We start from the raw sequence: 26,195 nt of genomic DNA, 5'->3' as shown, positions 1-26,195 counted from the left end.
TTAGGTGTATTAATAAACCCGCCTAACAAAGGATTATTCTTGGATTTTTCTAAATGTGCTTACAACCCACTTTGCAAATAAATCAAGCGGGTGATTAGGGGTACTTGATTCGTGCTGCACTAAATAGTATTTATCTTTAGTAGTTAAAGGCTGTTCAAATAATTTATACAACCATTGCTCATCTAACCAACTTTGGCTAATTGGCAGTGGAATAAGCGCAATCCCCATACCTTGCTGCGCTGCACGGGCTACACCAAACATGCTATCTATTTGAATAATCTGCGAGGGAGAAAAGTCATCAATACCCGCTTTTTCAGCCCATTGGTGCCATGCCCAAGGACGAGCTTTGTGGAGGATCAGCGGGACTTGGTTAAGCGCTTGACGATGATCGTCCCTCCATTGATCGAGCAATTTTTTATTACATGCAGGAATATATTCAAGGTTAAACAACTCTGTCGCTAATCCTTCAGTAGGTTTACCAGAGGACAATACAATAGATAAATCGCTATGACGCGTTAACTCTTTGCGTGTTTTAAGCGTGTCCATTTGCAGGTTTATATTAGGGTGCTCTGACGTCCACTCACTTAATTTAGGCATGAGTAGTTCGCTGGCAAAAAATTCAGGCAGTGTAATCGTCAAATTTGTATTTTGCTGCATCTGACTAAACTCATTAATAGTGCTCTCTAACATTGTGATGATAGGAGACACCGCATCAAAAAAGTTTTTACCCGCTGTGGTTAAGCTAATTGAACGCGTTTTACGTTGAAAAAGCTCAATACCAAGTTGTTCTTCAAGTTGTTTTATTTGATGGCTTACCGCAGACGGCGTTAAGTACAGCTCATTAGCTGCATGCTTAAAACTTAGGCTTCTTGCGGCAAAGCAAAAAGAGCGAAGGCCACGAATAGGAGTTTGCATGTTTTCCAGAATTATTTAATTTATTGAGACGCCTTACTTAGGCAAAATTTGAACCAACTATTTAATGTATAAATATCAGTAGGTTAAAAATAAATTCAACGCTAGTTCACAAAAAAGGTGCAGACTATCCACAAAATAGTGCAAAGAATCTAAGCGCTTACATTTAATTTATATTTGTATTATAGATAAAATTTACTACAGATGTATGAATGACGGTAAAAATAATGGCAAAAGATAAAAAAAATCCCTCGTGAGAGGGATTTTGGGTAACTCAGCGCCATTGGCACTGGGAATGAGGTCGGTACAGGGTAAAGCGTTATTTTAAGTTAACTTATTAAAAGTTACTAAAAAACCATTTCTGGTACTTCACCGTCAACAAGTAATTTACCTGCTGTTTTACTAATGATTTCATCAACAGATACGCCCGGAGCGCGTTCTAATAGATGAAATGCGCCGTCTTTAACTTCTAATACGGCTAAATCTGTTACTATTTTTTTAACGCAATTAACGCCAGTAAGCGGTAAAGAGCAGGCCTCTAATAGTTTAGAGTCACCATGCTTACTTGCATGGGTCATAGTAACAATAATATTTTTCGCGCCAGCGACTAAATCCATCGCGCCACCCATGCCTTTAATCAGCTTTTTAGGGATCATCCACGATGCGATGTTGCCGTTCTGGTCAACTTCAAATGCACCCAGAACGGTTAAGTCTACATGACCACCCCGTATCATGGCAAAACTATCTGCACTATTAAATATGGCTGCACCTTTAGCTGCTGTCACGGTTTCTTTACCCGCGTTAATCATATCGGCGTCTAGCTCTGCTTTAGTAGGGTACGGGCCCATGCCTAAAAGGCCATTTTCGGACTGTAACATAACTTCAATATCATCCGGTACATAGTTTGCGACGAGTGTCGGAATTCCTATGCCCAAATTTACGTAGTAACCGTCTTGAAGTTCTTGTGCAACGCGCATTGCAACTTGTTCACGTGATAATGCCATAATTATGCTCCTGCTTAATCTCGTGTTGTTACACGTTCAATGCGTTTTTCAAAGTTGCCTTTAATAACGCGATTTACAAAAATACCTGGGGTATGAATTTGGTTTGGTTCAAGCTCGCCCGGCTCTACAATTTCTTCTACTTCGGCAACGGTAATTTTGCCAGCCGTTGCCGCCATAGGATTAAAGTTCATTGCCGTGTGTCTAAACACTAAATTACCGTAACGATCGGCTTTCCATGCTTTTACTATGGCAAATTCACCTGTTATAGACTCTTCTAAAATATACGGGCGACCATTAAATTCTTTTACGTCTTTGCCTTCAGCCACAGGAGTACCGTAACCGGTAGCGGTGTAAAACGCAGGTATACCCGCGCCACCAGCACGCATTTTTTCAGCAAGTGTACCTTGAGGTGTAAGCTCTACATCAATTTCGCCACTCAATAACTGCTGCTCGAATAGGGCGTTTTCGCCAACGTACGAGGCAATTACTTTTTTAATTTGTTTGTCTTGTAATAAAATACCTAAACCAAAGTCATCAACACCACAGTTATTAGATACTACAGTTAAGTTTTTTGTTTGCATGTGCTTAATTTGTTTAATTAAGCCCTCAGGAATACCACATAAACCAAAACCACCGGCAATAATGGTATCGCCGTCTTTTAATCCTTCCATTGCAGCTTCGTAGCTATAAACTACCTTATCAAAACCGGCCATGAGTCTCTCCTCATTGTGTGCTATTTATTGTTAACTATCTTGAATCATCATTTCATAAGATAGCTATTTAACCTGAACTCTGGTTAATAGATTTACTAACATATGAATCAGGGTGATATTTAAATTTATTTTCTCTAGCCAGAGATTTTCAGTGAAAACAAGGCGAATTTACGCGTCAATAGCTGGCCTATTGCAAGTAAATTCAACGCAGTTAGTGCTGAAAATAGCTGCTCGAGATAGATTTATTATCCAGAGCTCAGGTTATTTTGTGTGTAGTGCCACAGATACTTTGCTCACAGGTTGCTTACCAAGTGCTTTGGTTATCTCCCAGCCAGCGTCACTTAACCTTTGTAAATCAATTCCGTGTTCAATGCCAAGCCCTTGCAGCAAGTAAACTACATCTTCGGTGGCAACATTTCCTGACGCACCCTTAGCATAAGGACAGCCACCAAGGCCTGCAACTGCCGCGTCAACCGTTGCTATACCTAGGCTTAAGGCTGCGTAAATATTTGTAAGCGCTTGACCGTAAGTATCATGAAAATGCACGGCCAACTTGGCTTTATCAATGTGCGTTAAAAGTAACTCGATTAATTGCGTTACTTTTTTAGCGGTGCCAACACCAATGGTATCGCCAAGGCTTACTTCGTAACATCCTAAATCTATTAGCTTTTGCGATACATTAAGTACTGCTTGCGGGTTAATTTCACCCTCATAAGGGCAACCTAGCACACAGCTTACATAACCACGTACGCGGATATTATTCGCTTTAGCAAACGCCATTACTTCGCTAAAGCGTTCAATACTCTCATCTATTGAGCAGTTTATGTTTTTTTGACAAAACGACTCACTTGCAGCGGTAAATATAGCAAACTCTTTAATGCCGGCAGCGTGCGCTGCATGTGCACCTTTTAAGTTAGGTGTAAGGGCGCTTAAATTTACATCGGGTAAATTAAGGGCTGATATTACATCCGCTGAGTCTGCCATTTGCGGCACCCATTTGGGTGACACAAACGCGCCAGCTTCAATATCTTTTAAACCTGCAGCACTTAGGGCGTTAATAAGTGCTACTTTATCGGCTGTGCTTACTGTTTTTTCGTTTTGTAGGCCGTCTCGCGCGCCAACTTCAACAATACGTACTTTACTTGGAAAGGCACTCATTATGCACCTTCCTCTGTTGTATCTTCTACTATAGCAAGCAGAGCACCATGCGTTACCAATTCACCTTCACCAAAACAATAGCTTTTTAAAATGCCGTCATGCGGTGCGTTAAGCGTGTATTCCATTTTCATGGCTTCAATAATAACAACCGCATCACCTTTGGTAATTGTGCTACCAATGTCGATTAAGTGCTTAACTACCGTGCCATTAAGTGGCGCAGCAAGTGGCAGTGCTTCGCTTTCGTGCGAACTAATATAATGTTTATCAACTAGTTCAAGCTTAGTTTGCAGTGCTTTATTCATAACAGTGACAATATTGGCTACGGTATTATTGCCAACAGTATTATTACCTACCGTAGTTACGTGCGCGCTATGTTTTTCACCGTTAATAAATACACTGCAAAGACCACTATTTAATGTGCCTTGTAGGTTAAATACATGCTCGTTATGCGTAATACTATAGCCCGCTGTGGTTTTTATAGCGCTTAGCTGTAAATCAGCAAAAGGGATTTTAATTGCTTGTGGTGCATTGAGTGTAAAACCACTCAGCTGTTGCCACGGGCTTGCACTGTTTGGCGCATTTTGGGTGTTAGTTAACGATTCTAAATATGCAAAAGCACCAATAAGTTGGCTTGCTTGTAATAACGATTTATCAACCGCAACTAACGAGTCGCCTTGCTCTGCAATAAAGTGTGTACTTGGCGCACCTTGTTTAAACGTAGGGTGGCTTGCTAAGTTATGTAAAAAGCCAATGTTAGTGCTAAAACCCGCTAAATGAAATTGCTCAAGGGCGTGTTGTAAACGGCTCAGTGCTTGTTCGCGATTGTCGTCGTGCACAATAAGTTTTGCAATCATCGGATCGTAAAACGGGCTAATTTCGTCGCCTTGTGCAATGCCTGTATCAATGCGTACAAATTCGCTGTTAAGCGGTGTATGTAGTGCTTCAATAGTGCCTGAGCACGGGATAAAGTCGTTAGCTGGATCTTCTGCGTATATACGCGCTTCAAAGCTATGACCCTGCAATTGAATATCGCTTTGTGTCAGTGGCAGTGTTTGCCCACCCGCAATATTAATTTGCCAATTGACTAAATCTACACCGGTAACCATTTCGGTCACTGGGTGCTCTACTTGAAGGCGCGTATTCATTTCCATAAAGAAAAATTCATCGCCACACAGTAAAAACTCAACAGTACCTGCACCACGGTAATTTATAGCCAAAGCACAACGTACAGCCGCTTCGCCCATTTCTTTGCGTAGTTCGTCAGATAAACCCGGAGCAGGGGCTTCTTCAATTACTTTTTGATGACGACGTTGCAAAGAACAATCACGATCGCCTAAATAAACACAGTTACCGTAATTGTCTGCAAAGACTTGCACTTCAACATGGCGAGGCTGGTTTACATAGCGCTCAAGCAATACTAAATCGTTACCAAAACCGGCAATCGCTTCACGTTGTGCGCCCTCAAGTGCACTCATAAATTGTTTGGCGTTTTGTACAACGCGCATACCTTTACCACCGCCACCAAAGGCGGCTTTAATTAGTACAGGGTAGCCAATTTTCTCAGCTTCACTTTGTAAAAAAGCAGGATCTTGTTTTTCACCGTAATAACCAGGCACTAGCGGCACGTTAGCAGCTGCCATTATTTCTTTAGCGCGGGTTTTAGACCCCATAGCTTCAATGCTACTTGCTGGTGGCCCTACAAAAGCAATATTGTTAGCTTCGCAGGCTTTAGCAAATTCGCTGTTTTCAGATAAAAAACCATACCCTGGGTGAATACAATCAGCGCCGCAGTCTTTGGCAACTTGCAAAATTTTGTCTGCTACCAAATACGAATCTTTACTTGGCGCGGCACCAATATGGTAAGCCTCGTCAGCCATTTTTACGTGCTGGGCATGTTTGTCTGCATCAGAATAAACCGCGACCGTGGTTAAGCCCATTTGTTTTGCGCTGCGCATTACTCGGCACGCAATTTCTCCGCGATTGGCAATCAGTATTTTTTGTAATCGTTGTGTGTTCATAATCAATCCTACAGTTGCCAAGCGGGTGGGCGTTTATCAAAAAAAGCAGTTAGCCCTTCTTGACCTTCTTCAGATACGCGAATTTTTGCAATACGCTCTGCGGTAAGCTCAATGAGTTCATCGGTTATTGGTTTATTTGCTACATCGTTAATTAATGCTTTTGCGGCTTTTACTGCTACAGGTCCGTTATCAATTAGTGTTTGCAACATATTATCGAGCGCACAGTCTAAATTACCGGTTACTTGATGAATTAAACCAAGTTGTTTAGCAGTATGGGCATCAAACACTTCAGCCGTTAAAAAGTACCTGCGAGCAGCACGTTCACCAATCGCTTTAATGACGTATGGGCTAATAACAGCGGGAATGAGGCCCAACTTTACTTCGCTTAAACAAAATTGCGCATCGTCTTTACTAAGGGCTATGTCGCAACAAGCAATTAAACCCAGTGCACCACCAAAAGCAGCGCCTTGCACAGCGCAAATTGTTGGATGGGGCGAGCTTGCCAATACCTGCATTAATTTAGCTAATTGCATTGAATCAGCTAGGTTATCGGCGTAGTTATTATCCGCCATCGATTTCATCCAGGCTAAATCGGCACCGGCTGAAAAATGCTTGCCCTCAGTTTTTAAAACTAAAGCACGAATATCAAGCGTATTTGCATGTTCGATACACTGAATCAGCTCGTGTATTACTTCGCTATTAAATGCGTTTCTTTTTTCTGGGCGGCTTAACACAAGTACAGCCACATTAGATTTTGTTATTTGTAGTGTTACTGACATTTTGCGCTCCGTTTACATTCTAAATACGCCAAATTTCGAATCACGTTTTGGTGCGTTGTTTGCAGCCGTTAACGCGAGCCCTAATACATTACGCGTGTCGGCAGGATCTATAATACCGTCATCCCACAAGCGTGCGCTGGCGTAATACGGATGACCTTGTTCTTCGTACTGATCAATAATTGGTTTTTTAAAGTCACTGATTTCTTGCTCGCTCATGCTTTGACCTTTGCGTGCTAAACCATCTTGTTTAACTTGTGCCATTACACCCGCTGCTTGCTCGCCGCCCATGACCGAAATACGGGCATTAGGCCACATCCACATCATGGTTGGTTCAAATGCACGACCACACATTCCGTAGTTACCTGCGCCGTAAGAGCCGCCAATAAGTACTGTAAATTTAGGCACATCAGCACACGAAACCGCCATCACCATTTTAGCACCGTGCTTTGCAATGCCTTCGGCTTCGTATTTTTTACCCACCATAAAGCCGGTAATATTTTGTAAAAACACTAAAGGAATATTGCGCTGAGCACACAGCTGAATAAAGTGCGCGCCTTTTTGCGCCGACTCACTAAATAAAATACCGTTATTAGCCACTATGCCAACGGGGTTGCCATAAATGCTGGCAAAACCGGTGACTAACGTTTCACCAAAATAGCGTTTAAATTCATCAAATGATGAATCATCTACAGTGCGCGCTATTACTTCGCGTACATCAAACGGCTTTTTAAGGTCAGTGCCTACAATGCCGTAAAGCTCGTTAATATCGTAACGCGGTGGTTTTACATCTTCTAGCTCTTGTTTAAGTAACGGCGCAGTAGGGCGTGTATAGTTAATGCGCTCAATACATTGGCGCGCAATAGACAGCGCATGAGCATCGTTTTCAGCGTAGTGATCGGCAACACCCGACACTTTACAGTGCACATCGGCACCGCCAAGCTCCTCGGCGGTTACTTCCTCGCCTGTTGCTGCTTTTACAAGCGGCGGACCGGCTAAAAATATAGTGCCTTGATCTTTTACAATAATGCTTTCGTCTGCCATTGCAGGTACGTACGCACCACCAGCGGTACATAACCCCATTACCACGGCAATTTGTGGAATACCTTTACCCGACATACGGGCTTGATTGTAAAAAATACGACCAAAATGCAGCTTATCTGGAAATACATCGTCTTGCTCAGGCAGGTTTGCACCGCCCGAATCTACAAGATAAATACACGGTAAGTGGCAGCGCTCTGCAATGTCTTGTGCGCGTAAATGCTTTTTAACAGTAAGCGGAAAATACGTACCGCCTTTAACCGTGGCATCGTTTGCAATAATCATGCATTCAATGCCTTTAACACGGCCTATACCGGCTACAACACCGGCGCACGGTATTGCTTGTTCGTACACACCAAAGGCAGCAAATTGCGATATTTCTAAAAACGGTGAGCCTTCGTCAATTAACGTACTTATACGGTCGCGTACAAATAATTTACCACGGCCTTCGTGGCGCTCCTTTAATGCAGCGCCTCCGCCTTGGCTAATTGTTGCTACCTTACTGCGTAAATCATCCACCAGCGCCGACATGTTTTTATGGTTTTGCACAAACGTTGGATCGTGAGGGTTAACGCTCGATTTTAAAATCGTCATGGTTTAATCCTTAACGGCTTTCAGTGAAAAGTTCGCGACCAATAAGCATGCGGCGTATTTCAGATGTACCTGCACCAATTTCGTATAATTTAGCATCACGAAGCAGGCGGCCCGTTGCATATTCGTTTATGTAGCCATTGCCACCTAAAATTTGAATCGCATCAAGCGCCATTTTAGTCGCAAGTTCTGCTGCATATAAAATTGCACCGGCTGCATCTTTACGGGTTGTTTCGCCACGGTCACAAGAGCGAGCTACCGTATATACATATGAGCGCGCAGCATTCATTTGTGTATACATGTCGGCTACTTTGCCCTGAATTAACTGAAATTGACCAATAGGGGTGTCAAACTGTTTACGCTCGTGAATATACGGTACTACTATGTCCATACACGTTTGCATTATGCCAAGCGGACCTGCTGCAAGCACTACGCGTTCGTAATCAAGACCACTCATAAGTACTTTAACGCCTTCGTTTAAGTTACCTAAAATGTTTTCCTGGGGTACTTCACAGTTTTCAAATACTAGCTCACAGGTGTTTGAGCCACGCATGCCCAGTTTGTCGAGTTTTTGCGCCGTAGAAAAACCAGGAAAGTTGCTCTCAACAATAAACGCGGTAATACCTTTAGCGCCGGCATCTAAATCTGTTTTAGCGTAAATAACGAGTGTGTGTGCGTCGGGACCATTGGTGATCCACATTTTATTGCCGTTTAAAATATACTTATCGCCTTTTTTCTCAGCTTTAAGTTTCATTGATACCACGTCAGAGCCTGCATTAGGCTCGCTCATTGCAAGGGCACCAATATGCTCGCCACTAATAAGCTTAGGTAAGTATTTTTCTTTTTGAGCTTGTGTGCCATTACGGTTAATTTGATTAACACACAGGTTTGAATGCGCGCCATAGCTTAGGCCAATAGAGGCACTGGCACGGCTAATTTCTTCCATAGCAATAACATGTTCTAAGTAACCTAATCCTGCGCCGCCTAACTCCTCAGATACGGTCATACCCAGTACGCCCATTTCGCCCATTTGAGTCCAAAGTTGATTTGGAAAGGCGTTATCTAAGTCAGTTTTTTCAGCAAGTGGGGCAATTTCCTGACTCGCAAAACTATTTACGTGGTCGCGGATCATATCGGCGGTTTCGCCTAGGCCAAAGTTCATTTCTTTATATAGTGAAATAGTGCTCATGATTCATTCCTGTGTGACGTGTGTGTGTCAGTGTGTTGTTATTCTTAAAATAGGCTACTCGTCTATTTTGTTAAGCGTGTCTCTGCAGCGGCGCTCGGCCGTCACTAATTCCATAAGAACAACTTTAATGTCGTCCATTTGTTGAGATAGGTCAGACTTTTTATCAGCTATTAAATCAAGCATGGTAACCAGCTGCTTAGCGCTCGACTTATCTGCGTCGTACAGTTCAAACAAACGGCCGGTTTCGGCAAGCGTAAAGCCCAGACGTTTACCACGTAATATTAGTTTTAAGCGCACTTTGTCGCGTTTTGAATAAATACGGGTTTGACCATTACGATCAGGCGTTATAAGGCCCTGGTCTTCGTAAAAGCGAATAGAGCGGGTAGTAATGTCAAATTCTTTAGCGAGTTCGCTAATGCTAAATGTTTGTTCATTACTTGCTGGCACATTGGCAGAGCTTGCAAAGTTTGTTTGATTATCTGGTTTCATAATTGTATTTACCTCATTCGAATAACTCCAATATAAGTGAAGTTTACGTAAAGGTAAAGCTTGGTGTGTTTTGAAACTATTTATAAAGGAGTGTTGGCGCGAAGAGTTGACTTATTTTATTAATTTTCAGTAGGTTAATTTTATTTCCTCAGTGTGGCCTAACAGCTGGGAAATAATGCTTACACTTATAAAACTAAAAATTAAGCTGTTTTTAGTTGACGTTGGCGTAAACGTTAGTATTGTGTGTAGGTATTAAATAATAAATGAATACTAAATTAATAGAGCAAATATACTAACAATTATTTGCATTAAATTACAACGGAGTTAGTTATGACTTTAGAATCAGTGGTAATTGTAGCAGCAAAACGCACCCCAATGGGTGGATTTATGGGAGCGTTAAGTGATGCGCAGTCTACCGAACTTGGCGCAACTGCCATTGCCAGTGCACTTGCACAAACTGGTTTAGCTAATAACGCTATAGATGAAGTAATTATGGGCTGTGTATTACCAGCAGGGCTTGGGCAAGCGCCCGCACGCCAAGCAATGTTAAAAGCAGGTCTGGCACTTAGCACCGGTGCTACAACAATTAACAAAGTATGTGGCTCTGGTTTAAAAGCCGCCATGCTGGCAAACGATTTAATTAAAGCGGGCTCTATTCAATCTGCTATTGCCGGTGGCATGGAAAGCATGACAAACGCACCGTACTTTATTCCAAAAGCGCGTGGCGGAATGCGCATGGGGCATGGCGAAATAAAAGATCACATGATGAGCGATGGCCTTGAAGATGCTTACGATAACAAAGCAATGGGTTGTTTTGCACAAGACACCGCCGACGAGTACGGCATTGGTCGTGAGCAAATGGATGCGTTTGCATTAGGCTCATTAAGTAAAGCTAAAGCCGCGATACAAAATGGTAGCTTTGATAACGAAGTTGCACCGCACACGATGCAAACACGCAAAGGCGATGTAACAGTTTCGATTGACGAGCAACCAGGTAACGCCCGCCCAGAAAAAATTCCAAGCCTACGTGCAGCCTTTAAAAAAGACGGCACTATTACAGCGGCTAATTCATCGTCAATTTCAGACGGTGGCGCAGCGCTTATATTAATGAGCGAATCAAAAGCAAAAGAGCAGGGCTTAACACCGCTTTGTAAAATTGTGGCGCACAGTACTCACTCTCAAAAACCAAGTGAATTTACTGTAGCACCAGTAGGCGCTATGAACAGCGTGCTTGAAAAAGCAGGCTGGGCTGTAAACGACGTTGACCTTTGGGAAATTAACGAAGCATTTGCCATGGTAACCATGCTGGCTATTAATGAGTTAAAACTTGATGAAAGCAAAGTAAACGTTAACGGCGGTGCATGTGCATTGGGTCATCCAATTGGTGCAAGCGGCGCGCGTATTTTAGTAACGCTTATTCATGCCCTTAAAAACCGAGGCCTCAAAAAAGGCATTGCATCTTTATGTATTGGCGGCGGTGAAGCGGTTGCTATGGCCGTAGAAGCTTACTAATTAAGGTTACATGAATAGCTAGACGAATACTTTAACGAATAACTATAAAGGTGCTGCACTCATAATACTAACAAAGCGGCGCTACCAATTTTAAAAGAGAACACACAACTCACACACTAGGATTTAATCATGCACCAAGTACCACTACTTATTAATGGCGAATTTATTCAATCAGCGTCTAAAGAGCTTATCGATGTTATAAACCCAGCAACTCAAGAAGTACTTGCACAAGTGCCATGTACCACAGAATCAGAAATGGACGCAGCAATTGCCTCAGCCTCTGAAACGTTTAAAACATGGAAAGACGTACCCATTACTGAACGTGCTCGCATTATGATGAAGTACGCGGCGCTATTAAAAGAACATCACGATGAGCTTGCTACCATTATTTGCCACGAATTGGGTAAAACATTTGAAGATGCAAAAGGCGATGTTTGGCGTGGTATTGAAGTAGTAGAACAAGCCGCTAACGCGCCATCATTAATGATGGGTGAAACAATGGAAAACGTAGCGCGTAAAATCGATACGTATTCTTACATGCAGCCACTTGGCGTATGTGCGGGCGTTACCCCGTTTAACTTCCCTGCAATGATCCCACTTTGGATGTTCCCGCTGGCTATTGTGTGTGGTAACACCTTTATTTTAAAACCATCTGAGCAAGATCCACTTACACCAATGCGCTTAGCTGAGCTATTTATTGAAGCCGGTGCACCAAAAGGCGTATTACAAGTTGTTCACGGTACAAAACCACAAGTAGACCGCTTACTAGAAGATAAAGCAGTGCGCGCTATTTCGTTTGTTGGCTCGTGTGGTGTAGGTGCTTATATTTATTCTAAAGGCACACAAAATCTTAAACGCGTGCAAGCGTGTGTTGGCGCTAAAAACCACATGGTTATTATGCCAGATGCAAGTAAATCGCATGTCGTAAACAACCTAGTAGGCGCATCGGTAGGTGCTGCTGGTCAGCGTTGTATGGGTATTTCGGTTGCTGTATTTGTAGGTCAAGCAAGTCAGTGGGTAGATGAAATTAAAGCAGGCTTTGAAAATGTACGCCCAGGCGTGTGGGATGATGCAAACGCGGCATACGGACCACAAACATCAAAAGCAGCAAAATCGCGTATTTTATCGCTTATTGCTGGTGGTAAAGAGCAAGGCGCTACCTGTTTAATTGATGGTTCTAACTTTACGGTTGAAGGCTTTGAGCAAGGTAACTGGGTTGGCCCAACGTTATTTACTGACGTAACCAAAGAGATGGATTTATACAAAGAAGAAATATTTGGCCCAGTACTAGCGTGTATGTTTGTAGACACGCTTGATGAAGCAATCGCACTTATTAACGACAGCCCTTACGGTAACGGTACCTCGTTATTTACCTCAAGCGGCGCAGTAGCTCGTAAATTCCAACACGAAATTGAAGTAGGGCAAGTAGGTATTAATGTACCAATTCCGGTGCCACTTCCGTTCTTTTCGTTCACTGGTTGGAAAGGCTCGTTTTACGGCGATACGCACACGTACGGTAAGCAAGGTATTCGTTTTTACACAGAAACTAAAACGATTACCTCACGTTGGTTTGAAGATGATATTGCTTCGGGTCCAAACATGAGCATTAACTTAAAATAATTTTTATTAAAACGAATAACTAAATAACTAATAATAAAGATGGGCGCGAAGGCTACTTCACACACAACACACATAAGTCTTCGCTGCTCGTCACTAACTATCCCTTTAATGGGAAAGCGACACGCAACAAACACACAACAACAAACACACAACTAAAGAGGTCTCTACCATGGACTTTAATTTATCAGAAGATCAACAAGCCTTTGCGCAAACAGCACGACAATTTGCCGAGTCAGAACTCGCACCTTATGCAGCAAAGTGGGACCGCGAACATATTTTTCCTAAAGACACGATTAAAGCAGCAGGCGAGCTTGGTTTTTGCGGTTTATACACGCCAGAGGAAGCCGGCGGCCTTGGTTTATCTCGTTTAGATTCGAGCATTATTTTTGAACAGCTTGCTATGGGCTGTACAGCAACCACGGCCATGTTGACCATTCATAATATGGCCACGTGGATGGTAGCAAGTTTTGGTACCGATGCAGTTAAAGACCAATACGTAGAGCAATTAGTAATGGGCGAGCTACTTGCCTCTTATTGTTTAACAGAGCCAGGTTCGGGTTCAGATGCCGCATCACTTAAAACAAAAGCTGTGCTTGAGGGCGATGAGTACGTTATTAACGGCTCAAAAATGTTTATATCGGGCGCTGGCGAAACCGAAGTATTAGTGGTAATGGCACGTACAGGCGGCGAAGGCGCAGCGGGTATTTCGGCATTTGTAGTCCCGGCCGACGCAAAAGGCGTTGAATACGGCAAAGCAGAGGAAAAAATGGGTTGGAACGCACAACCTACACGCCTAATTAGCTTTGAAGATGTACGCATTCCTGCGCATAACTTATTAGGGGCTGAGGGCGAAGGCTTTAAATTTGCGATGCAAGGCCTTGATGGCGGTCGAATTAACATTGCCACATGTTCAATTGGTACAGCGCAAGCGGCGCTTAATACCGCCCGTGAATATTTAAAAGAACGCACGCAATTTGGTAAACCATTGGCTGCGTTTCAAGCGTTGCAATTTAAAATTGCCGATATGAACACCGAGCTTGTAGCTGCGCGCCAAATGGTTAGGCTTGCTGCATTTAAACTTGATAATAACGACGTTGAAAAAACCACTTACTGCGCCATGGCTAAACGCTTTGCTACCGATGTTGGCTTTACCGTGTGTAACGACGCACTGCAAATTCATGGTGGTTACGGTTACATAAAAGAATACCCGCTTGAGCGCCATGTACGTGATGTACGTGTTCATCAAATTTTAGAAGGCACTAACGAAATTATGCGTGTAATTATTGCGCGCCGAATTTTAGCTGAGTCAGCAAACGACGTTTTATAAGGAGCAATGTATGTCAGAATCTAAATCTAATCCGAGTATTGAACTAACAACCGAAGGTCATGTTGCTATTTTAACAATGTCTAACCCGCCAGCAAATACCTGGACAAAAGACACCCTAGTTGATTTAAAAAATACCGTTAACGCGCTTAATAATAATAATAATATTTATGCATTAGTACTGACTGGTGAAGGCGAGAAGTTTTTTAGCGCGGGTGCCGACCTAAACGTATTTGCTGGTGGCGATAAAGGCGTAGCCGCTGATATGTCGCGTGTATTTGGTGAAGCATTTGAAGCGCTTACTAATTTTAGAGGCGTGTCGGTTGCGGCCATAAACGGCTATGCAATGGGCGGCGGGCTAGAAGTTGCCCTAGCGTGCGATATACGTATTGCTGAAGAACAAGCACAAATGGCATTGCCTGAAGCTAAAGTAGGGTTATTACCGTGTGCGGGTGGTACACAAAATTTAGCATGGCTTGTAGGCGAAGGCTGGGCAAAGCGCATGATTTTATGCGGCGAGCGCTTAAAAGCCGATAAAGCCCTGCAAATTGGCTTAGTAGAAGAAGTAGTTCCACAAGGCGAAAGCTTTGCAGCTGCATTAAAACTAGCTAACCAAGTGGTCGATCAAAGTCCAAGCTCAGTAGCAGCGTGTAAAATATTGATTCAAAAAGGGCGTCATCAACCAATGGCAAGTGTATTGCCTCTTGAACGTGAATTATTTGTTGGTTTATTTGATACCGAAGATCAACAAGAAGGCGTAAATGCCTTTTTAGAAAAACGCCGCGCTAATTGGGTAAATGGCTAATGAGTGCTTTAACAGTATTAAATAACGCTGATGAGCCCGTGATATTTGAAACCGCAACCGCAGAAAATGGCAGTTTAATAGGGCTTATTACACTCAATGCGCCAAAAGCGTTAAATGCACTTAATTTTGAGATGATCAAATTACTTGAGCCGCAATTGCAAGCTTGGCAAGACGATGATGCTATTGCAATGGTGTTGTTAAAAGGCGCTGGCGATAAAGCATTTTGTGCTGGTGGCGATGTTGTCAGCCTTCATCATGCAATGGCGCAAGGTAAACCAACAAGCCTAGTTGAAGAGTTTTTTACGCTAGAGTATAAACTTGATTACCTTATCCATACCTTTGATAAACCAATCCTTGTTTGGGGTAACGGCATAGTAATGGGCGGCGGTTTAGGGCTAATGGCCGGTGCTAGCCACCGCGTTGTAACCGAAACATCACGCATTGCCATGCCAGAGCAAACCATAGGTTTATACCCTGATGTAGGCGGCAGTTACTTTTTACATAAAATGCCACAAAGTGTGGGGCTATTTTTAGGGCTAACGTCGGCATCAATTAACTGCGACGACGCGCGTTTTGTATCGCTTGCCGATCACTTCATCGACAGCACTAAATATGATGCCATGCTTGAGCAAATTTTAACTGCAAAGTGGGGTAAAACCGCAAGCTTAAATCATGAGCGCTTAACTAAGTTGTTAACCGATTTAGACAACCAATCTGCGCGTATGCCAAAAGGCAATATAAAAGCTAATTTAAAAACGATTCAAAAGCTGGGTGAATTTACAACCTTGCAGGAGCAAGTTGATTATATTTTAGGGCTAGCTACTGACGATAAATGGCTACAACGCGCCCAAAAGTCACTTAAACACGGATGCCCACTAAGTTGCGCACTCGTTAGTGAGCAATTAAAAACAAGTAAAGGCAAAAGCTTATTAACGTGTTTTAAAATGGAGCTGGGTATGTCGGTTCGCGCTGGCGAAGTAGGCGAGTTTCAAGAAGGCGTAAGAGCGCTATTAATAGATAAAGACGGCGCGCCAAATTGGCAATACAAAACACTTAGTGATGTCCCACAAACAATAATAGAGAGCTTTTTTGTTAACCGCTTTGGCGAAAACCACCCTCTCAATGGCTTAGACACGCCAATACACAAATAAAGGAAAGACGATGACTAAACTCAATATCGGTTTTATTGGCTTAGGCAATATGGGCGGCCCAATGGCGGCTAACTTAATTAAAGCTGGACATACTGTGAGTGTGTTCGATTTAAACCAGTCGGTCGTAAATGAACTTGCAAGCAAAGGCGCAAAAGCAGCAGTTGATGCAAAGCAGTGCGCAACCAATGCTGACGTACTTATTAGTATGTTACCTGCGGGCAAGCATGTTAAGTCGCTTTACTTAGGTAATAATGACGACAGCGGTTTAATTAACGTGCTGAGCAACAATACATTAGTAATTGATTGCTCAACAATAGATGCAGAATCAGCACTTATTGTAGGCAGTACACTTGGCGAGCAGGGCATTAGCTTTGTAGATGCACCGGTATCGGGCGGCGTTGCAGGTGCAACAGCAGGCACACTTACTTTTATTGTTGGCGGCGAAAAAGCCGCGTTTGATAAAGCAAATACAGTGCTTAGTGATATGGGTAAAAACATATTTCATGCAGGCGATATTGGCGCAGGGCAAGTAGCAAAAATATGTAATAACATGCTACTCAGTATTTTAATGGCAGGCACCAGCGAAGCACTGCAAATGGGTATAAATAACGGCCTCGATCCTAAAGTACTTAGCGACATTATGACCGCAAGTTCGGGCCGTAACTGGACGCTTGAACTTTACAACCCTTGCCCAGGTGTAATGGATACAGCCCCTGCAAGTAACGATTACAAACCAGGCTTTATGGTTGATTTAATGGCTAAAGATTTAGGCCTTGCCATGGAAGCCGCGCAGCAAAGTAATTCATCAACCCCTATGGGGTCAATGGCTAAAAATTTATACACTATGCTACAACACCAAGGTGCGGGTAGTGATGACTTTAGTGCCATTTTTAAACTGTTTTCAAAGTAGGAGCAACGCGTGGAAATTAAAAATAACACGGTAGTAATAACCGGTGGCGCACAAGGTTTAGGCTTTGCAATGGCGCAAAAGTTTGCACTTATGGGTGCTAACATTGCGTTAATAGATATGGCACAAGACTTATTAAACAACGCATGTGAGCAACTTATGCAACTAATGCAGCTTGAAGGTGTAACTAGTACTATTAAAGGTTATGCCGCAAACGTAACCGCTGAGAGCGAAGTAGAAAACGTATTTAATACCATTAACAGCGATTTTGGCCACATTGGTGTGCTTATAAACAACGCCGGTATTTTACGCGACGGCATGTTTATAAAAGCTAAAGACGGCAAAGTCGTTAAAAAAATGTCTCTTGAGCAATTTCAATCAGTGATTGATGTAAACCTGACAGGTGTGTTTTTAGCAGGGCGGGAAGCTGCAAGCCACATGATTGAATCAGGCAAAGGCGGCGTTATAGTTAATATGTCGAGCGTAGCGCGAGCAGGTAACATAGGCCAAACAAATTACGCGGCATCAAAAGCAGGCGTAGTGGCACTTACCACCACATGGGCTAAAGAACTAGGTCGTTTTGGTATACGTGTAGGCGCTATTGCACCAGGTGTAATAAGCACCGCCATGACCGACGCCATGAAGCCCGAAGCCAAACAGCGTATGCTTGCAGTAACGCCGGTAGGGCGCTTAGGCGAAAGCGACGAAATTGCCCATACTGCACAATACATTATCGAAAACGACTTTTTTACCGGTCGCGTGGTTGAAATAGACGGCGGCATTCGTTTGTAAACCGAGCTAGATTAAGGTTGATTTAAAAGCATAACTCTTTGGGTTGTGCTTTTTTGTTTTAAATCGGGGCGTTTATAAGCTTGAAAAAGGGTTGATAACGGCGTTGGCATTTTGTTGTAAAACATGAGTAGTATACCCGCTGAATTAAAACGTTAAACATTCTAGCGTTCTGAATAACTCATTAACTGCGTTAAAAACTTCTCATATAGATAAACTATATAACCCAATTTTTGCCTTGTTACTGAGCTATTTATAATCTTGAAAAAGGACTAATAACACCATTAGCACCTTGTTGTAGTACATGGGTATATATTTGTGTGGTACGCACGTCACTGTGACCTAGTTGTGTTTGTACTGTGCGTATATCAGCGCCGCTTTGCAGTAAGTGCGTAGCGAAAGAGTGGCGCAAAGTATGTGGTGTAACGTGTTTATTAATTCCAGCTTTTGTTGAAGACAGTTTAACTGCCTTTCTTACCCCTGAATGATCTAAGTGATGGCGTCTTATTTCTCCTGTTTCAGGGTCTGTACTTAATTTATGTGATGGGAACAGAAACTGCCATTGTAATGACTTATTAGCGCTTGGGTATTTTTTACTAAGTCGATAAGGCATCCATACACCGGCGTACGCATCATTTTTTAAATCTAACTGTAAATATTCATCAACTTGAATTATTTGATTTCTTAGCATTGGTATTAATTCTTCAGCAAGTGTCACAATACGATTTTTATTACCCTTTCCGTTCCAAATACGTATGTTTTTATAGTCGAAGTCAATATCTTGAACTCTTATTTTTACTGCTTCCATCAGCCGTAAACCACTTCCATATAGCAGGCTTGCTATCAAATAATGTCGTTTATTTATATTTCTAAAAAATAGCGATACCTCAGTTTGTGTAAGTACGACAGGAAGTTTCTGCTGACGGTTACTTTTAACGAAGTTTAAATCTAATGAAAGCTCATTCTTCATAATATGTTTATATAAAAAAGCAAGTGCGTTTAAAGCGGTTGCTTGTGTTCTCACTGCCACTTTTTTAGTAACTGTTAAGTGATTTAAAAATATTTCTACTTCATTGTTGCCCATACTGGTAGGGTGCCGCTTATTATGAAAATGGATATAGGCAGTAATCCAAAATACATAAGTTTCAATAGATTTTTTAGCATAGTGATGGCTATACATATAGTTGATAATACTATTAAGAAAAGGGGATTTAGTTTTCATTTTAAATCTCAGTTAACTGTATTTATATACAGTATTGGCGTTTTTCCTCCTAAGTCAAGAAATGAGGATCTTTTCCTCTTTTCTGTATTTTAATAAAAGAATAGCCTGACTTAAAGTTTAAAGCTGGCAATGTGTTACAGGATTTGTTACTAATATGAAAAACAATTAAGGGGACATGCATTGCTCATAAAAAGAGGAAAGTGTCCTCTGATAAAGCTGTTGAACTAAGCCGCTACGCGGAGATCCTATTCTGACCATTTGAGCCACACTTACCTTGGGGTTATCCCATATTTGGAGGTAAGTAATGAATACACTCATTGAACAAGTCAAAACTGAAATAGCCTATCTTGGTTATTCACAAAGTACCTGTAAAAGTTACTGCGAGCATTTACTTAAACTCAGCCATTATTTTAATAAACCACTCGATTTAATTACTGATGATGAGCTGAATATCTTTTTTAAAGATCCCGCTATTCGCAAGCTCTCCAGAGCGAGTCAAAAAATACAAATAAACAGCATTTGGTTTCTGTTTAAGAATATTTTACATCGCCCACTGAACTTAGACATAGCCTTGCCTAAAGCAAAACCTCGGGCACCTACTTATTTATCGCGTGATGATATTCGACGACTTATAGAAAGTTGCACGGATATGCGCTTAAAAACATTGATAGTGGTGTGTTATGGATGTGGTTTGCGTATTGGCGAACTGCTGCGCATCAAAGTGCAAGACATCGATGGACAGCGTAAAACCATTTTAATTGAACATGGTAAAGGAGATAAGTCACGCTATGTTGTTGTATCAGATAGCGTGCTAAATCAATTACGTTGCTATTGGAAAATGTATCACCCAACGGGCTGGATGTTTTATTCACGATGGTTAATGGATAAACCCATGTCACCCTCAAGCTTCAGAAAGGCATTGAAAAAACATGCACAAATGTGTGGTTTAAAGCACTGTAATCCACATGTATTACGCCATGCTTATGCAACACATCAACTTGAGTTAGGGATGCCGCTTCATCAACTTCAACATCAGCTTGGTCACAGTGACATTAGAACCACGCAAAGTTACTTACACTGGTTACCTAAATTAGGGCATGGTGGTATTGATTTACTCGCAAGTTGGGGAAACCAATGAGCGGCTTGCATCTCGCTGATATTTTAAATTCTGGCCTTGGGAATTATCGGCAGCACCACATCATGAGTTATCAGCAGTTACGAGTCTGCCAACACCTTCAATCATGCAGAACGGGACAGCTCGGTTATCAAGCATGGCAATGTGATAACTGTAGTGAAGTACAACAAATTGGATGTAGCTGTCGAGATCGACATTGCCCACGTTGCCAAGGTATGGCAACGGCTAAATGGGTGCAAAGACAACAAGAGGATTTATTATCGTGTCGCTATTTCCACCTTGTTTTTACGCTCCCGCATGAGTTAAATATCATTGCGCACTACAACCCAAACGCGTTGTATCACTGTTTATTTAAAGCCGCATGGCAAACGCTGTGTAAATTTGCGAAACGAAAGAGGCATGGCCAGTTAGGCATGACAAGCGTACTGCATACGTGGGGGCAGAACTTAAGTCAGCATATTCACCTGCATTGCTTGATACCCGCAGGCGCGCTTGATAAAGCGCACTGGCATGAAATAGAAAAAGGCTATTTATACCCCGTTAAAGCATTATCAACAGTGTTTAGAGGGAAAATGCTCGCGGCGCTCAATGAATGCGATAGTTCATTCGCGAAGGTAAGCACACCAACCAAATGGTGCGTGTATAGCAAAGCCTGTTTAACGTACAGTGAAAAGCTAGTTAGTTACCTTGCTCGTTATACCCGAAAAGGCGTGATGTCAGAATCGCGATTAGTGTCAGCGACTGAAGAAACAGTGAGCTTTAAATACCGCGATTATGCAGATAACAACCGCGATAAAGTCATGACTCTGAGTTGTGATGAATTTTTACGGCGCTACTTACAACATGTATTGCCCAAAGGGTTTATGCGCATTCGTCACTATGGCTTTTTAGCTAATGCGTGTCGCAAGCGAAAGTTAGGGTTAATAAAGGCTCAAGTATCAGCAACCCCATGCAAAGCGGTGAAGCCGAAGGTAGAGCAAGAACGATTAATACCCCATTGGTCTTGCCAGTCATGCAAGACGGGTACCTTACGATTTATTGGTGTGATGAATTTAGATGAGGCGACAAATAAAATAGCGCGAACGAGTTAGCAGCCTTGCTTGCTGCATCAAATCAATAAGTTAACCTGCTTAATTGCTCAGGCTAATAGCGACTGTGCGAGCGAAAAATATCCTTGCTTAACGGTTAAACATTCGGTTTAATGAATAGATAATAAACGCTGAGCAATGCAGGGAAAGCTTAAATTATAATAGGTAAGCTTATTAAATTAGCTGATTTAGCTAGAGCCTCTAAAAAGCAAATTCCCATAGCATAAACAACACCAACTCTGACACACCGAGCAGGTAGCGCCTCAGTCCAACAAGCGATTATGCAACACAAACTGCGTGTCGCATAAATACTAAAGTGTTATGTGACTAAATATGAATCCAGACTATCAATCGTACACTGAAGCAGAATTGCTCGATGTTTATGAAAACATAGATAAAGAAGCATGGCCTGAACGATATAACGAAGTAAAAAAGCATTTACAAAAGTTTTCTGATGAAGCTAAAGAAAATGCAAAAAATGGCACTGATAAAAATGAAGCTTCTGAAGAGTCTTGGTGGCGTAAAATTGATTTTAATAAGCCTCAAGAAAAAGTAATTACAATAGCCTTAACTCTTTGGACTTTTTATATATCATTTACTGGTAAAATCTCAGCTAAAAATAGCGAAATTACATTTGATGAATCTCCAAAGATGTATTTGTTTTTTATAGCTTTTACGGGGATAATTTTATTTTGGCGTATATACCGGCATGTAACGTCACATAACAAGAAAATCAACAAGGACTAAAAACAGCGGGCTGTTCGCTTCGCTCCATTTTAGCCCACTATTTTTAGCCTGTTATTTGGGCGTTGGTGCGTCAAGCGAAGCTTGATGCATCTTGCAGGGTGTAAGTCCCTGTCAGGTAAGGTTTAACCAACCACCTGTATCGAGTGTTGCGCCTTTGGCGGAGTGTGGGATTAGCAAATGCTTTTCAGCAGTGAGAACTGCATCACACGAACAATATTGGTGAAGCGTACACAGAGAATTATGTAGGCCATAGGGGCTATCGTGGCCCTGAAGTGCTGGTATCGCTCCGATAAATATTAGATCTGACTGACGAGGTTTGCAACGCTACCGAAGTCCATGCAAAACAGCCGTATTGGTTAGGCTGTAGAGAGTCAGCGGAGTTTTCAAGCCGTGGCATGTATAAATAGATGTATTGAGAACTTGAGAGATCCAAAGGCGTTCCACACGGATAGTGGTAGAGAAGCTTAACGAAAAGCAAAGCCAACGATGACCCTTTGGAAGTCAGATCAGCCCATAGTAGTCTGCGCAGGGGAAAGCCTTGTACATGGCGAAGGAGCTGACAGTTATTTTCGGTATTAAGCCGGCACATAGTCCGGACAAAGTAGGGCTGGAACCACTATGACAACAACACTTAATACCATCGCATTTAAAGCACATACCCACCCCAAACACAGGTTTCAGAATTTATATGGACTGCTAAATACTGATAGCCTGTATCAAAGTTGGGGTCAACTCAATAAATTAGCTAAACCCGGTATTGATGGCATTACTATGCCTATGTACAAGGCAAAGCTAATCGAAAATATCGACCGTTTAGGTCAGCAACTTAAGCAGAAACGCTACCGAGTTAATGATATTAAACGCATTTTCATCCCTAAATCGAATGGTAAACAACGGCCCTTGGGTCTGCCAACGGTTGATGACAAGCTTGTGCAACAAAGTGTTAGCCAGATCCTGCAAAGTATTTGGGAGCAAGACTTTATGCGCAATAGTTATGGTTATCGACCGAATAAAAGTGCGCATCAAGCGGTGCATAGTTTGACACTTAATCTTCAGTTTCAAGGTTATGGTTATATAGTTGAGGCTGATATTAAAGGCTTTTTCGATAACCTTGATCATGAATGGTTGATGGACATGCTCAAACAACGCATCGATGATAAGGCAATACTTAACTTAATAAATCAGTGGTTAAAAGCACGGATAAAATCCCCTGATGGTGTCTTTACCAAACCATCGAGTGGCAGCCCACAAGGCGGTATTATCAGCCCTGTGCTTGCTAATATTTATCTACATTATGCGCTAGACCTGTGGTTTGAAAAGAAAGTAAAGCCGAAGATGCGCGGCAGAGCGATGATGATACGTTATGCAGATGATTTTGTTTGCGCGTTTCAATATGCGAATGACGCAGAGCGCTTTTATAAGGTATTACCGAAGCGATTAAAGAAGTTCAACTTAGACGTTGCACAAGACAAAACATCGTTAATGCGCTTCAGCCGATTTCACGTTGGTCGAAAACGTCATTTTGTCTTTCTAGGGTTTGAGTTTTTCTGGGGCACAGATTCATCGGGTAAACCAAGACTGCGGCGGCGCACTGGCGCGAAGAAGCAGAAGGCAACGCTGGGTGAATATTACCAATGGATCAAAGCGAAACACTCATTTAAGTTGAGAGATTGGCTGCCACAATTAAAACGAAAACTGATAGGGTTTAGAAACTATTTCGGGCTTCCCGACAATAGCCGAAGTTTAGCGTGTTTATATGATTATGCTTTGCATACCTTATATAAATGGTTGAACAGGCGAAGTGGTCGACGAAGTTATAACTGGAGTAATTTCAAGAAGATGTTAGAGTATTTTAATATTGAGAGTATCAAAGTCAGCAAGCGAAATATTCTTGTCGATTGGTATTAGGGTCATGTTTTACACGAGTGAATAGTTAACTGAAGAGCCGGATGCGGTAGTTCCGCTCGTCCGGATCTGTGTGGGGTCGGCCTAGTAATAGGTCGCTCTACCACGATAGGCTGTAGAATTACTCTTTTTAGGAACGTATCCAACTATTCTTGGTTGGTTGCTTTTTAACCTTGAATCCATCTGTTCGCTGTGATCTAATAGATATTATTCACCCACGGTAAACTGTTATGGCTAACTACAAGCCTGACTTATCCTGTCAAAATAAATTCATTCCTATCAATTTCGCTGAGCAAATTTTGCCTGGCACATTTGAATATGCCCTTTGTTATATCGTCGAAAATAAACTCGATTTATCGGGATTTGACGCGTGGTATAACAACGACAAAACGGGTGCGGCGGCGTATCCGCCTTCGGTAATGCTAAAGATTATTTTATTGGGCTATGCACATGGTTTTATCAGTAGCCGTCGGATTGCAAAGGCTTGCGAGCATAATATTTTATTTATGAGTGTGTCGGGTGATATCCAGCCACATTACACATCTATAGCGGGTTTTGTGGCTAAAATGCATGGACAGATTGAGCCGCTTTTTACGCAAGTGCTGATGATATGTGATGAGGAAGGCTTGATAGGCCGCAACATGTTTGCCATTGATGGGTGTAAATTAAAGTCCAATGCGAGTAAAGAGTGGAGTGGCACATTCGATGAGTTAGGTCGCAAAAAAGCAAAACTAGAACGCGCAAGCAAACGTATTATTGAACGCCACCAATCACAAGATGGACTGGGCGAAGAATTGATAACTCAGGATTTAAAACAAAAAGAAAAGCTAGATAAAAGTGCAGATAAAATCACCGAGTTTTTAGCCACTCACGAAGAGAAAACAGGCAGTAAAGGCAAGCCTGTTAAAAGTAATATCACTGACCCAGATAGTGCGAAGATGACGACCTCAAAAGGGACAATTCAAGGCTACAATGGCATCGCGATAAACGATGATAAACATCAAATCATCCTGCAAGCACAAGCGTGGGGCTCAGTGGGCGAACAACAAACTTTACAGCCAGCCGTTGCACAATTAAAACAGCAACTCGCTAAACTCAATACAGAAAAAATGGCAGATAAACACACCATCAAATTCACCGCAGACAGTGGGTTTAACAGCGAAGTAAATCTTGAGTTTATGGCGCAAAGTGGGTTCGATACCTACATTGCGGATAACCAATTTAGAAAACGAAATCCGCTGTTTAAAGCCAGCGAAACATACGAAACTGAGCAAGAAAAGCGCCGACTAAAACGCAGCAAAGGCAAGCCTCGGTTATTTACCTCAGACGATTTTCATTATGATGAGGCAACGCAAACATGCCGCTGCCCTGCAGGCAATGCCATGTGGCGAAGCGGGGTCAATGTAAACAGCCATAACCAACAATACACACGATTCTGCGGTTACTTAAAAGATTGCAAAGTATGTCCACTACAACGGCAATGTATGCGAAAGCCACCCATTAAAACGGGGCGACAAGTACAGTTTATAAATAATAAATCACGCAAAAAGCTGAGCTATGTAGACAAAATGAAAGTAAAAATAGACAGCCCCATAGGTCGACGACAATATAGCAAACGACTTGGTTGTATTGAGCCAGTGTTCGGGAACATTACAGTGAATAAAAGCATGAATAAATTGACCTTACGGGGTCAAGCGAAAGTAAATGCGCAATGGCAACTGTATTGCCTTGTTCATAATATAGAAAAGCTGCAAAACACGATGCATTAAGAAGGGTAAGCCCTCTTACTCTAAATAAAAGCCACTCAAACACCCGAAATCCCTTCCAAAACGCCAATTAAAACAATATCAAACACTTCTATATTCTGCGTAAAAATACAGTAATCAATTGAACCAAAATAGGAACTCAGCTATGGTTTGTTTATCAATAAAAAACAAATTTAAAAACGAGTTAATCTACAGGCTCGTTAGGTGTTTTCAGAATGCGGTTAACTTTGATAGTATTATCGATATTTTATAGTTCTTTTTTATTTGCTCATAAAGATACTGGGGTTAAAATCCAAGATGATGGAGTTTTAATTGGTCTTCCGCAGAAATATG

At 42.1% G+C, this 26,195-nt stretch carries 22 protein-coding genes; 12 read left to right on the top strand and 10 right to left on the bottom strand.

Going from position 1 to position 26,195, the window contains the following annotated elements; translation table 11 throughout:
• Positions 1 to 33: 33 nt before the first annotated feature.
• The 9 genes from I6F43_RS17480 to I6F43_RS17440 all read right to left on the bottom strand — a co-directional run bounded on the left by I6F43_RS17480 (position 34) and on the right by I6F43_RS17440 (position 9,891).
• A complete protein-coding gene (locus I6F43_RS17480) occupies positions 34 to 915 on the bottom strand; it encodes a LysR family transcriptional regulator (protein WP_076923991.1) in 882 nt (293 codons plus the stop codon).
• Between the two features lie 344 nt (positions 916 to 1,259).
• Complete coding sequence (locus tag I6F43_RS17475; protein ID WP_007376577.1) at positions 1,260 to 1,916, bottom strand: CoA transferase subunit B; 657 nt, start codon at positions 1,914 to 1,916, stop codon at positions 1,260 to 1,262.
• A gap of 14 nt (positions 1,917 to 1,930) precedes the next feature.
• Positions 1,931 to 2,629, bottom strand: a complete 699-nt coding sequence (locus I6F43_RS17470) for a CoA transferase subunit A (protein WP_197103347.1) — start codon at positions 2,627 to 2,629, stop codon at positions 1,931 to 1,933.
• A 261-nt stretch (positions 2,630 to 2,890) separates the two neighbouring features.
• Positions 2,891 to 3,787 carry a hydroxymethylglutaryl-CoA lyase gene (locus I6F43_RS17465; RefSeq protein WP_197103346.1) on the bottom strand — a complete coding sequence of 299 codons (897 nt, stop codon included), beginning with the start codon at positions 3,785 to 3,787 and terminating at the stop codon, positions 2,891 to 2,893.
• Positions 3,787 to 5,805, bottom strand: coding sequence for an acetyl/propionyl/methylcrotonyl-CoA carboxylase subunit alpha (locus tag I6F43_RS17460; RefSeq protein ID WP_197103345.1), 2,019 nt, complete (start codon positions 5,803 to 5,805; stop codon positions 3,787 to 3,789). Before I6F43_RS17460 ends, I6F43_RS17465 begins: the two co-directional genes overlap by 1 nt.
• Before the next feature lie 8 nt (positions 5,806 to 5,813).
• Entirely contained in the window at positions 5,814 to 6,584 is a 771-nt protein-coding gene (locus I6F43_RS17455; protein ID WP_165721566.1) for an enoyl-CoA hydratase/isomerase family protein, read from the bottom strand.
• Positions 6,585 to 6,596: 12 nt separating this feature from the next.
• On the bottom strand, positions 6,597 to 8,216 hold the full coding sequence (locus I6F43_RS17450) for a carboxyl transferase domain-containing protein (protein ID WP_166110958.1): 1,620 nt from the start codon (positions 8,214 to 8,216) through the stop codon (positions 6,597 to 6,599).
• Positions 8,217 to 8,226: 10 nt separating this feature from the next.
• Entirely contained in the window at positions 8,227 to 9,402 is a 1,176-nt protein-coding gene (locus I6F43_RS17445; protein ID WP_197103344.1) for an isovaleryl-CoA dehydrogenase, read from the bottom strand.
• Positions 9,403 to 9,456: 54 nt separating this feature from the next.
• Entirely contained in the window at positions 9,457 to 9,891 is a 435-nt protein-coding gene (locus tag I6F43_RS17440) for a MerR family transcriptional regulator (RefSeq protein WP_197103343.1), read from the bottom strand.
• Positions 9,892 to 10,221: 330 nt separating this feature from the next.
• Here I6F43_RS17440 and I6F43_RS17435 point away from each other — a divergent pair, with 330 nt between their 5' ends.
• From I6F43_RS17435 to I6F43_RS17405, 7 genes are all read left to right on the top strand, one after another.
• On the top strand, positions 10,222 to 11,403 hold the full coding sequence (locus I6F43_RS17435) for a thiolase family protein (RefSeq protein WP_197103341.1): 1,182 nt from the start codon (positions 10,222 to 10,224) through the stop codon (positions 11,401 to 11,403).
• Positions 11,404 to 11,532: 129 nt separating this feature from the next.
• Positions 11,533 to 13,023, top strand: coding sequence for a CoA-acylating methylmalonate-semialdehyde dehydrogenase (locus I6F43_RS17430; RefSeq protein ID WP_165721568.1), 1,491 nt, complete (start codon positions 11,533 to 11,535; stop codon positions 13,021 to 13,023).
• Between the two features lie 169 nt (positions 13,024 to 13,192).
• A complete protein-coding gene (locus I6F43_RS17425) occupies positions 13,193 to 14,350 on the top strand; it encodes an acyl-CoA dehydrogenase family protein (protein WP_197103339.1) in 1,158 nt (385 codons plus the stop codon).
• Positions 14,351 to 14,360: 10 nt separating this feature from the next.
• Positions 14,361 to 15,152: an enoyl-CoA hydratase gene (locus I6F43_RS17420; RefSeq protein ID WP_197103336.1), complete on the top strand. Its 792-nt coding sequence runs from the start codon at positions 14,361 to 14,363 to the stop codon at positions 15,150 to 15,152.
• Positions 15,152 to 16,303 carry an enoyl-CoA hydratase/isomerase family protein gene (locus tag I6F43_RS17415; protein WP_197103334.1) on the top strand — a complete coding sequence of 384 codons (1,152 nt, stop codon included), beginning with the start codon at positions 15,152 to 15,154 and terminating at the stop codon, positions 16,301 to 16,303. The genes I6F43_RS17420 and I6F43_RS17415 overlap by 1 nt, the downstream gene beginning before the upstream one ends.
• 10 nt (positions 16,304 to 16,313) lie before the next feature.
• Positions 16,314 to 17,213 (top strand): 3-hydroxyisobutyrate dehydrogenase, encoded by a 900-nt coding sequence (gene mmsB / locus I6F43_RS17410; RefSeq protein WP_165721572.1) that lies wholly within the window; start codon positions 16,314 to 16,316, stop codon positions 17,211 to 17,213.
• 9 nt (positions 17,214 to 17,222) lie between these two features.
• Positions 17,223 to 18,002, top strand: a complete 780-nt coding sequence (locus tag I6F43_RS17405; RefSeq protein ID WP_197103332.1) for an SDR family oxidoreductase — start codon at positions 17,223 to 17,225, stop codon at positions 18,000 to 18,002.
• A 250-nt stretch (positions 18,003 to 18,252) separates the two neighbouring features.
• Here the strand turns inward: I6F43_RS17405 and I6F43_RS17400 are convergent, their stop codons facing one another.
• Entirely contained in the window at positions 18,253 to 19,221 is a 969-nt protein-coding gene (locus tag I6F43_RS17400; RefSeq protein ID WP_197103331.1) for an integron integrase, read from the bottom strand.
• A gap of 304 nt (positions 19,222 to 19,525) precedes the next feature.
• Here I6F43_RS17400 and I6F43_RS17395 point away from each other — a divergent pair, with 304 nt between their 5' ends.
• The 5 genes from I6F43_RS17395 to I6F43_RS17375 all read left to right on the top strand — a co-directional run bounded on the left by I6F43_RS17395 (position 19,526) and on the right by I6F43_RS17375 (position 25,865).
• Positions 19,526 to 20,359 (top strand): tyrosine-type recombinase/integrase, encoded by an 834-nt coding sequence (locus I6F43_RS17395; protein ID WP_197103328.1) that lies wholly within the window; start codon positions 19,526 to 19,528, stop codon positions 20,357 to 20,359.
• Positions 20,356 to 21,447 (top strand): IS91 family transposase, encoded by a 1,092-nt coding sequence (locus tag I6F43_RS17390; RefSeq protein WP_024593465.1) that lies wholly within the window; start codon positions 20,356 to 20,358, stop codon positions 21,445 to 21,447. The genes I6F43_RS17395 and I6F43_RS17390 overlap by 4 nt, the downstream gene beginning before the upstream one ends.
• A gap of 330 nt (positions 21,448 to 21,777) precedes the next feature.
• A complete protein-coding gene (locus tag I6F43_RS17385; RefSeq protein WP_197103326.1) occupies positions 21,778 to 22,191 on the top strand; it encodes a hypothetical protein in 414 nt (137 codons plus the stop codon).
• Positions 22,192 to 22,809: 618 nt separating this feature from the next.
• Positions 22,810 to 24,099, top strand: coding sequence for a group II intron reverse transcriptase/maturase (gene ltrA, locus I6F43_RS17380; protein ID WP_197103324.1), 1,290 nt, complete (start codon positions 22,810 to 22,812; stop codon positions 24,097 to 24,099).
• Positions 24,100 to 24,326: 227 nt separating this feature from the next.
• Positions 24,327 to 25,865: a transposase gene (locus tag I6F43_RS17375; protein ID WP_197103322.1), complete on the top strand. Its 1,539-nt coding sequence runs from the start codon at positions 24,327 to 24,329 to the stop codon at positions 25,863 to 25,865.
• Positions 25,866 to 26,195: the final 330 nt, after the last annotated feature.

Origin of the sequence: Pseudoalteromonas sp. NZS71_1 (assembly GCF_015864305.1) — a bacterium.
In the GTDB taxonomy this organism is placed as follows: Bacteria; Pseudomonadota; Gammaproteobacteria; order Enterobacterales; family Alteromonadaceae; genus Pseudoalteromonas; species Pseudoalteromonas arctica.
Note: the sequence above shows the minus strand (reverse complement) of the source record. Positions and strands in the feature narration are given on the sequence as shown.

Bases quoted from the DNA above. Each gene is read 5' to 3' on its own strand.
- I6F43_RS17385 (WP_197103326.1), top strand. From the start codon at position 21,778: ATGAATCCAGACTATCAATCGTACACTGAAGCAGAATTGCTCGATGTT.
- I6F43_RS17480 (WP_076923991.1), bottom strand. From the start codon at position 915: ATGCAAACTCCTATTCGTGGCCTTCGCTCTTTTTGCTTTGCCGCAAGA.
- I6F43_RS17375 (WP_197103322.1), top strand. From the start codon at position 24,327: ATGGCTAACTACAAGCCTGACTTATCCTGTCAAAATAAATTCATTCCT.
- I6F43_RS17425 (WP_197103339.1), top strand. From the start codon at position 13,193: ATGGACTTTAATTTATCAGAAGATCAACAAGCCTTTGCGCAAACAGCA.
- I6F43_RS17415 (WP_197103334.1), top strand. From the start codon at position 15,152: ATGAGTGCTTTAACAGTATTAAATAACGCTGATGAGCCCGTGATATTT.
- I6F43_RS17390 (WP_024593465.1), top strand. From the start codon at position 20,356: ATGAGCGGCTTGCATCTCGCTGATATTTTAAATTCTGGCCTTGGGAAT.
- ltrA (WP_197103324.1), top strand. From the start codon at position 22,810: ATGACAACAACACTTAATACCATCGCATTTAAAGCACATACCCACCCC.
- I6F43_RS17465 (WP_197103346.1), bottom strand. From the start codon at position 3,787: ATGAGTGCCTTTCCAAGTAAAGTACGTATTGTTGAAGTTGGCGCGCGA.
- I6F43_RS17435 (WP_197103341.1), top strand. From the start codon at position 10,222: ATGACTTTAGAATCAGTGGTAATTGTAGCAGCAAAACGCACCCCAATG.
- I6F43_RS17395 (WP_197103328.1), top strand. From the start codon at position 19,526: ATGAATACACTCATTGAACAAGTCAAAACTGAAATAGCCTATCTTGGT.
- I6F43_RS17400 (WP_197103331.1), bottom strand. From the start codon at position 19,221: ATGAAAACTAAATCCCCTTTTCTTAATAGTATTATCAACTATATGTAT.
- I6F43_RS17430 (WP_165721568.1), top strand. From the start codon at position 11,533: ATGCACCAAGTACCACTACTTATTAATGGCGAATTTATTCAATCAGCG.
- mmsB (WP_165721572.1), top strand. From the start codon at position 16,314: ATGACTAAACTCAATATCGGTTTTATTGGCTTAGGCAATATGGGCGGC.
- I6F43_RS17460 (WP_197103345.1), bottom strand. From the start codon at position 5,805: ATGAACACACAACGATTACAAAAAATACTGATTGCCAATCGCGGAGAA.
- I6F43_RS17450 (WP_166110958.1), bottom strand. From the start codon at position 8,216: ATGACGATTTTAAAATCGAGCGTTAACCCTCACGATCCAACGTTTGTG.
- I6F43_RS17455 (WP_165721566.1), bottom strand. From the start codon at position 6,584: ATGTCAGTAACACTACAAATAACAAAATCTAATGTGGCTGTACTTGTG.
- I6F43_RS17440 (WP_197103343.1), bottom strand. From the start codon at position 9,891: ATGAAACCAGATAATCAAACAAACTTTGCAAGCTCTGCCAATGTGCCA.
- I6F43_RS17475 (WP_007376577.1), bottom strand. From the start codon at position 1,916: ATGGCATTATCACGTGAACAAGTTGCAATGCGCGTTGCACAAGAACTT.
- I6F43_RS17420 (WP_197103336.1), top strand. From the start codon at position 14,361: ATGTCAGAATCTAAATCTAATCCGAGTATTGAACTAACAACCGAAGGT.
- I6F43_RS17445 (WP_197103344.1), bottom strand. From the start codon at position 9,402: ATGAGCACTATTTCACTATATAAAGAAATGAACTTTGGCCTAGGCGAA.
- I6F43_RS17470 (WP_197103347.1), bottom strand. From the start codon at position 2,629: ATGGCCGGTTTTGATAAGGTAGTTTATAGCTACGAAGCTGCAATGGAA.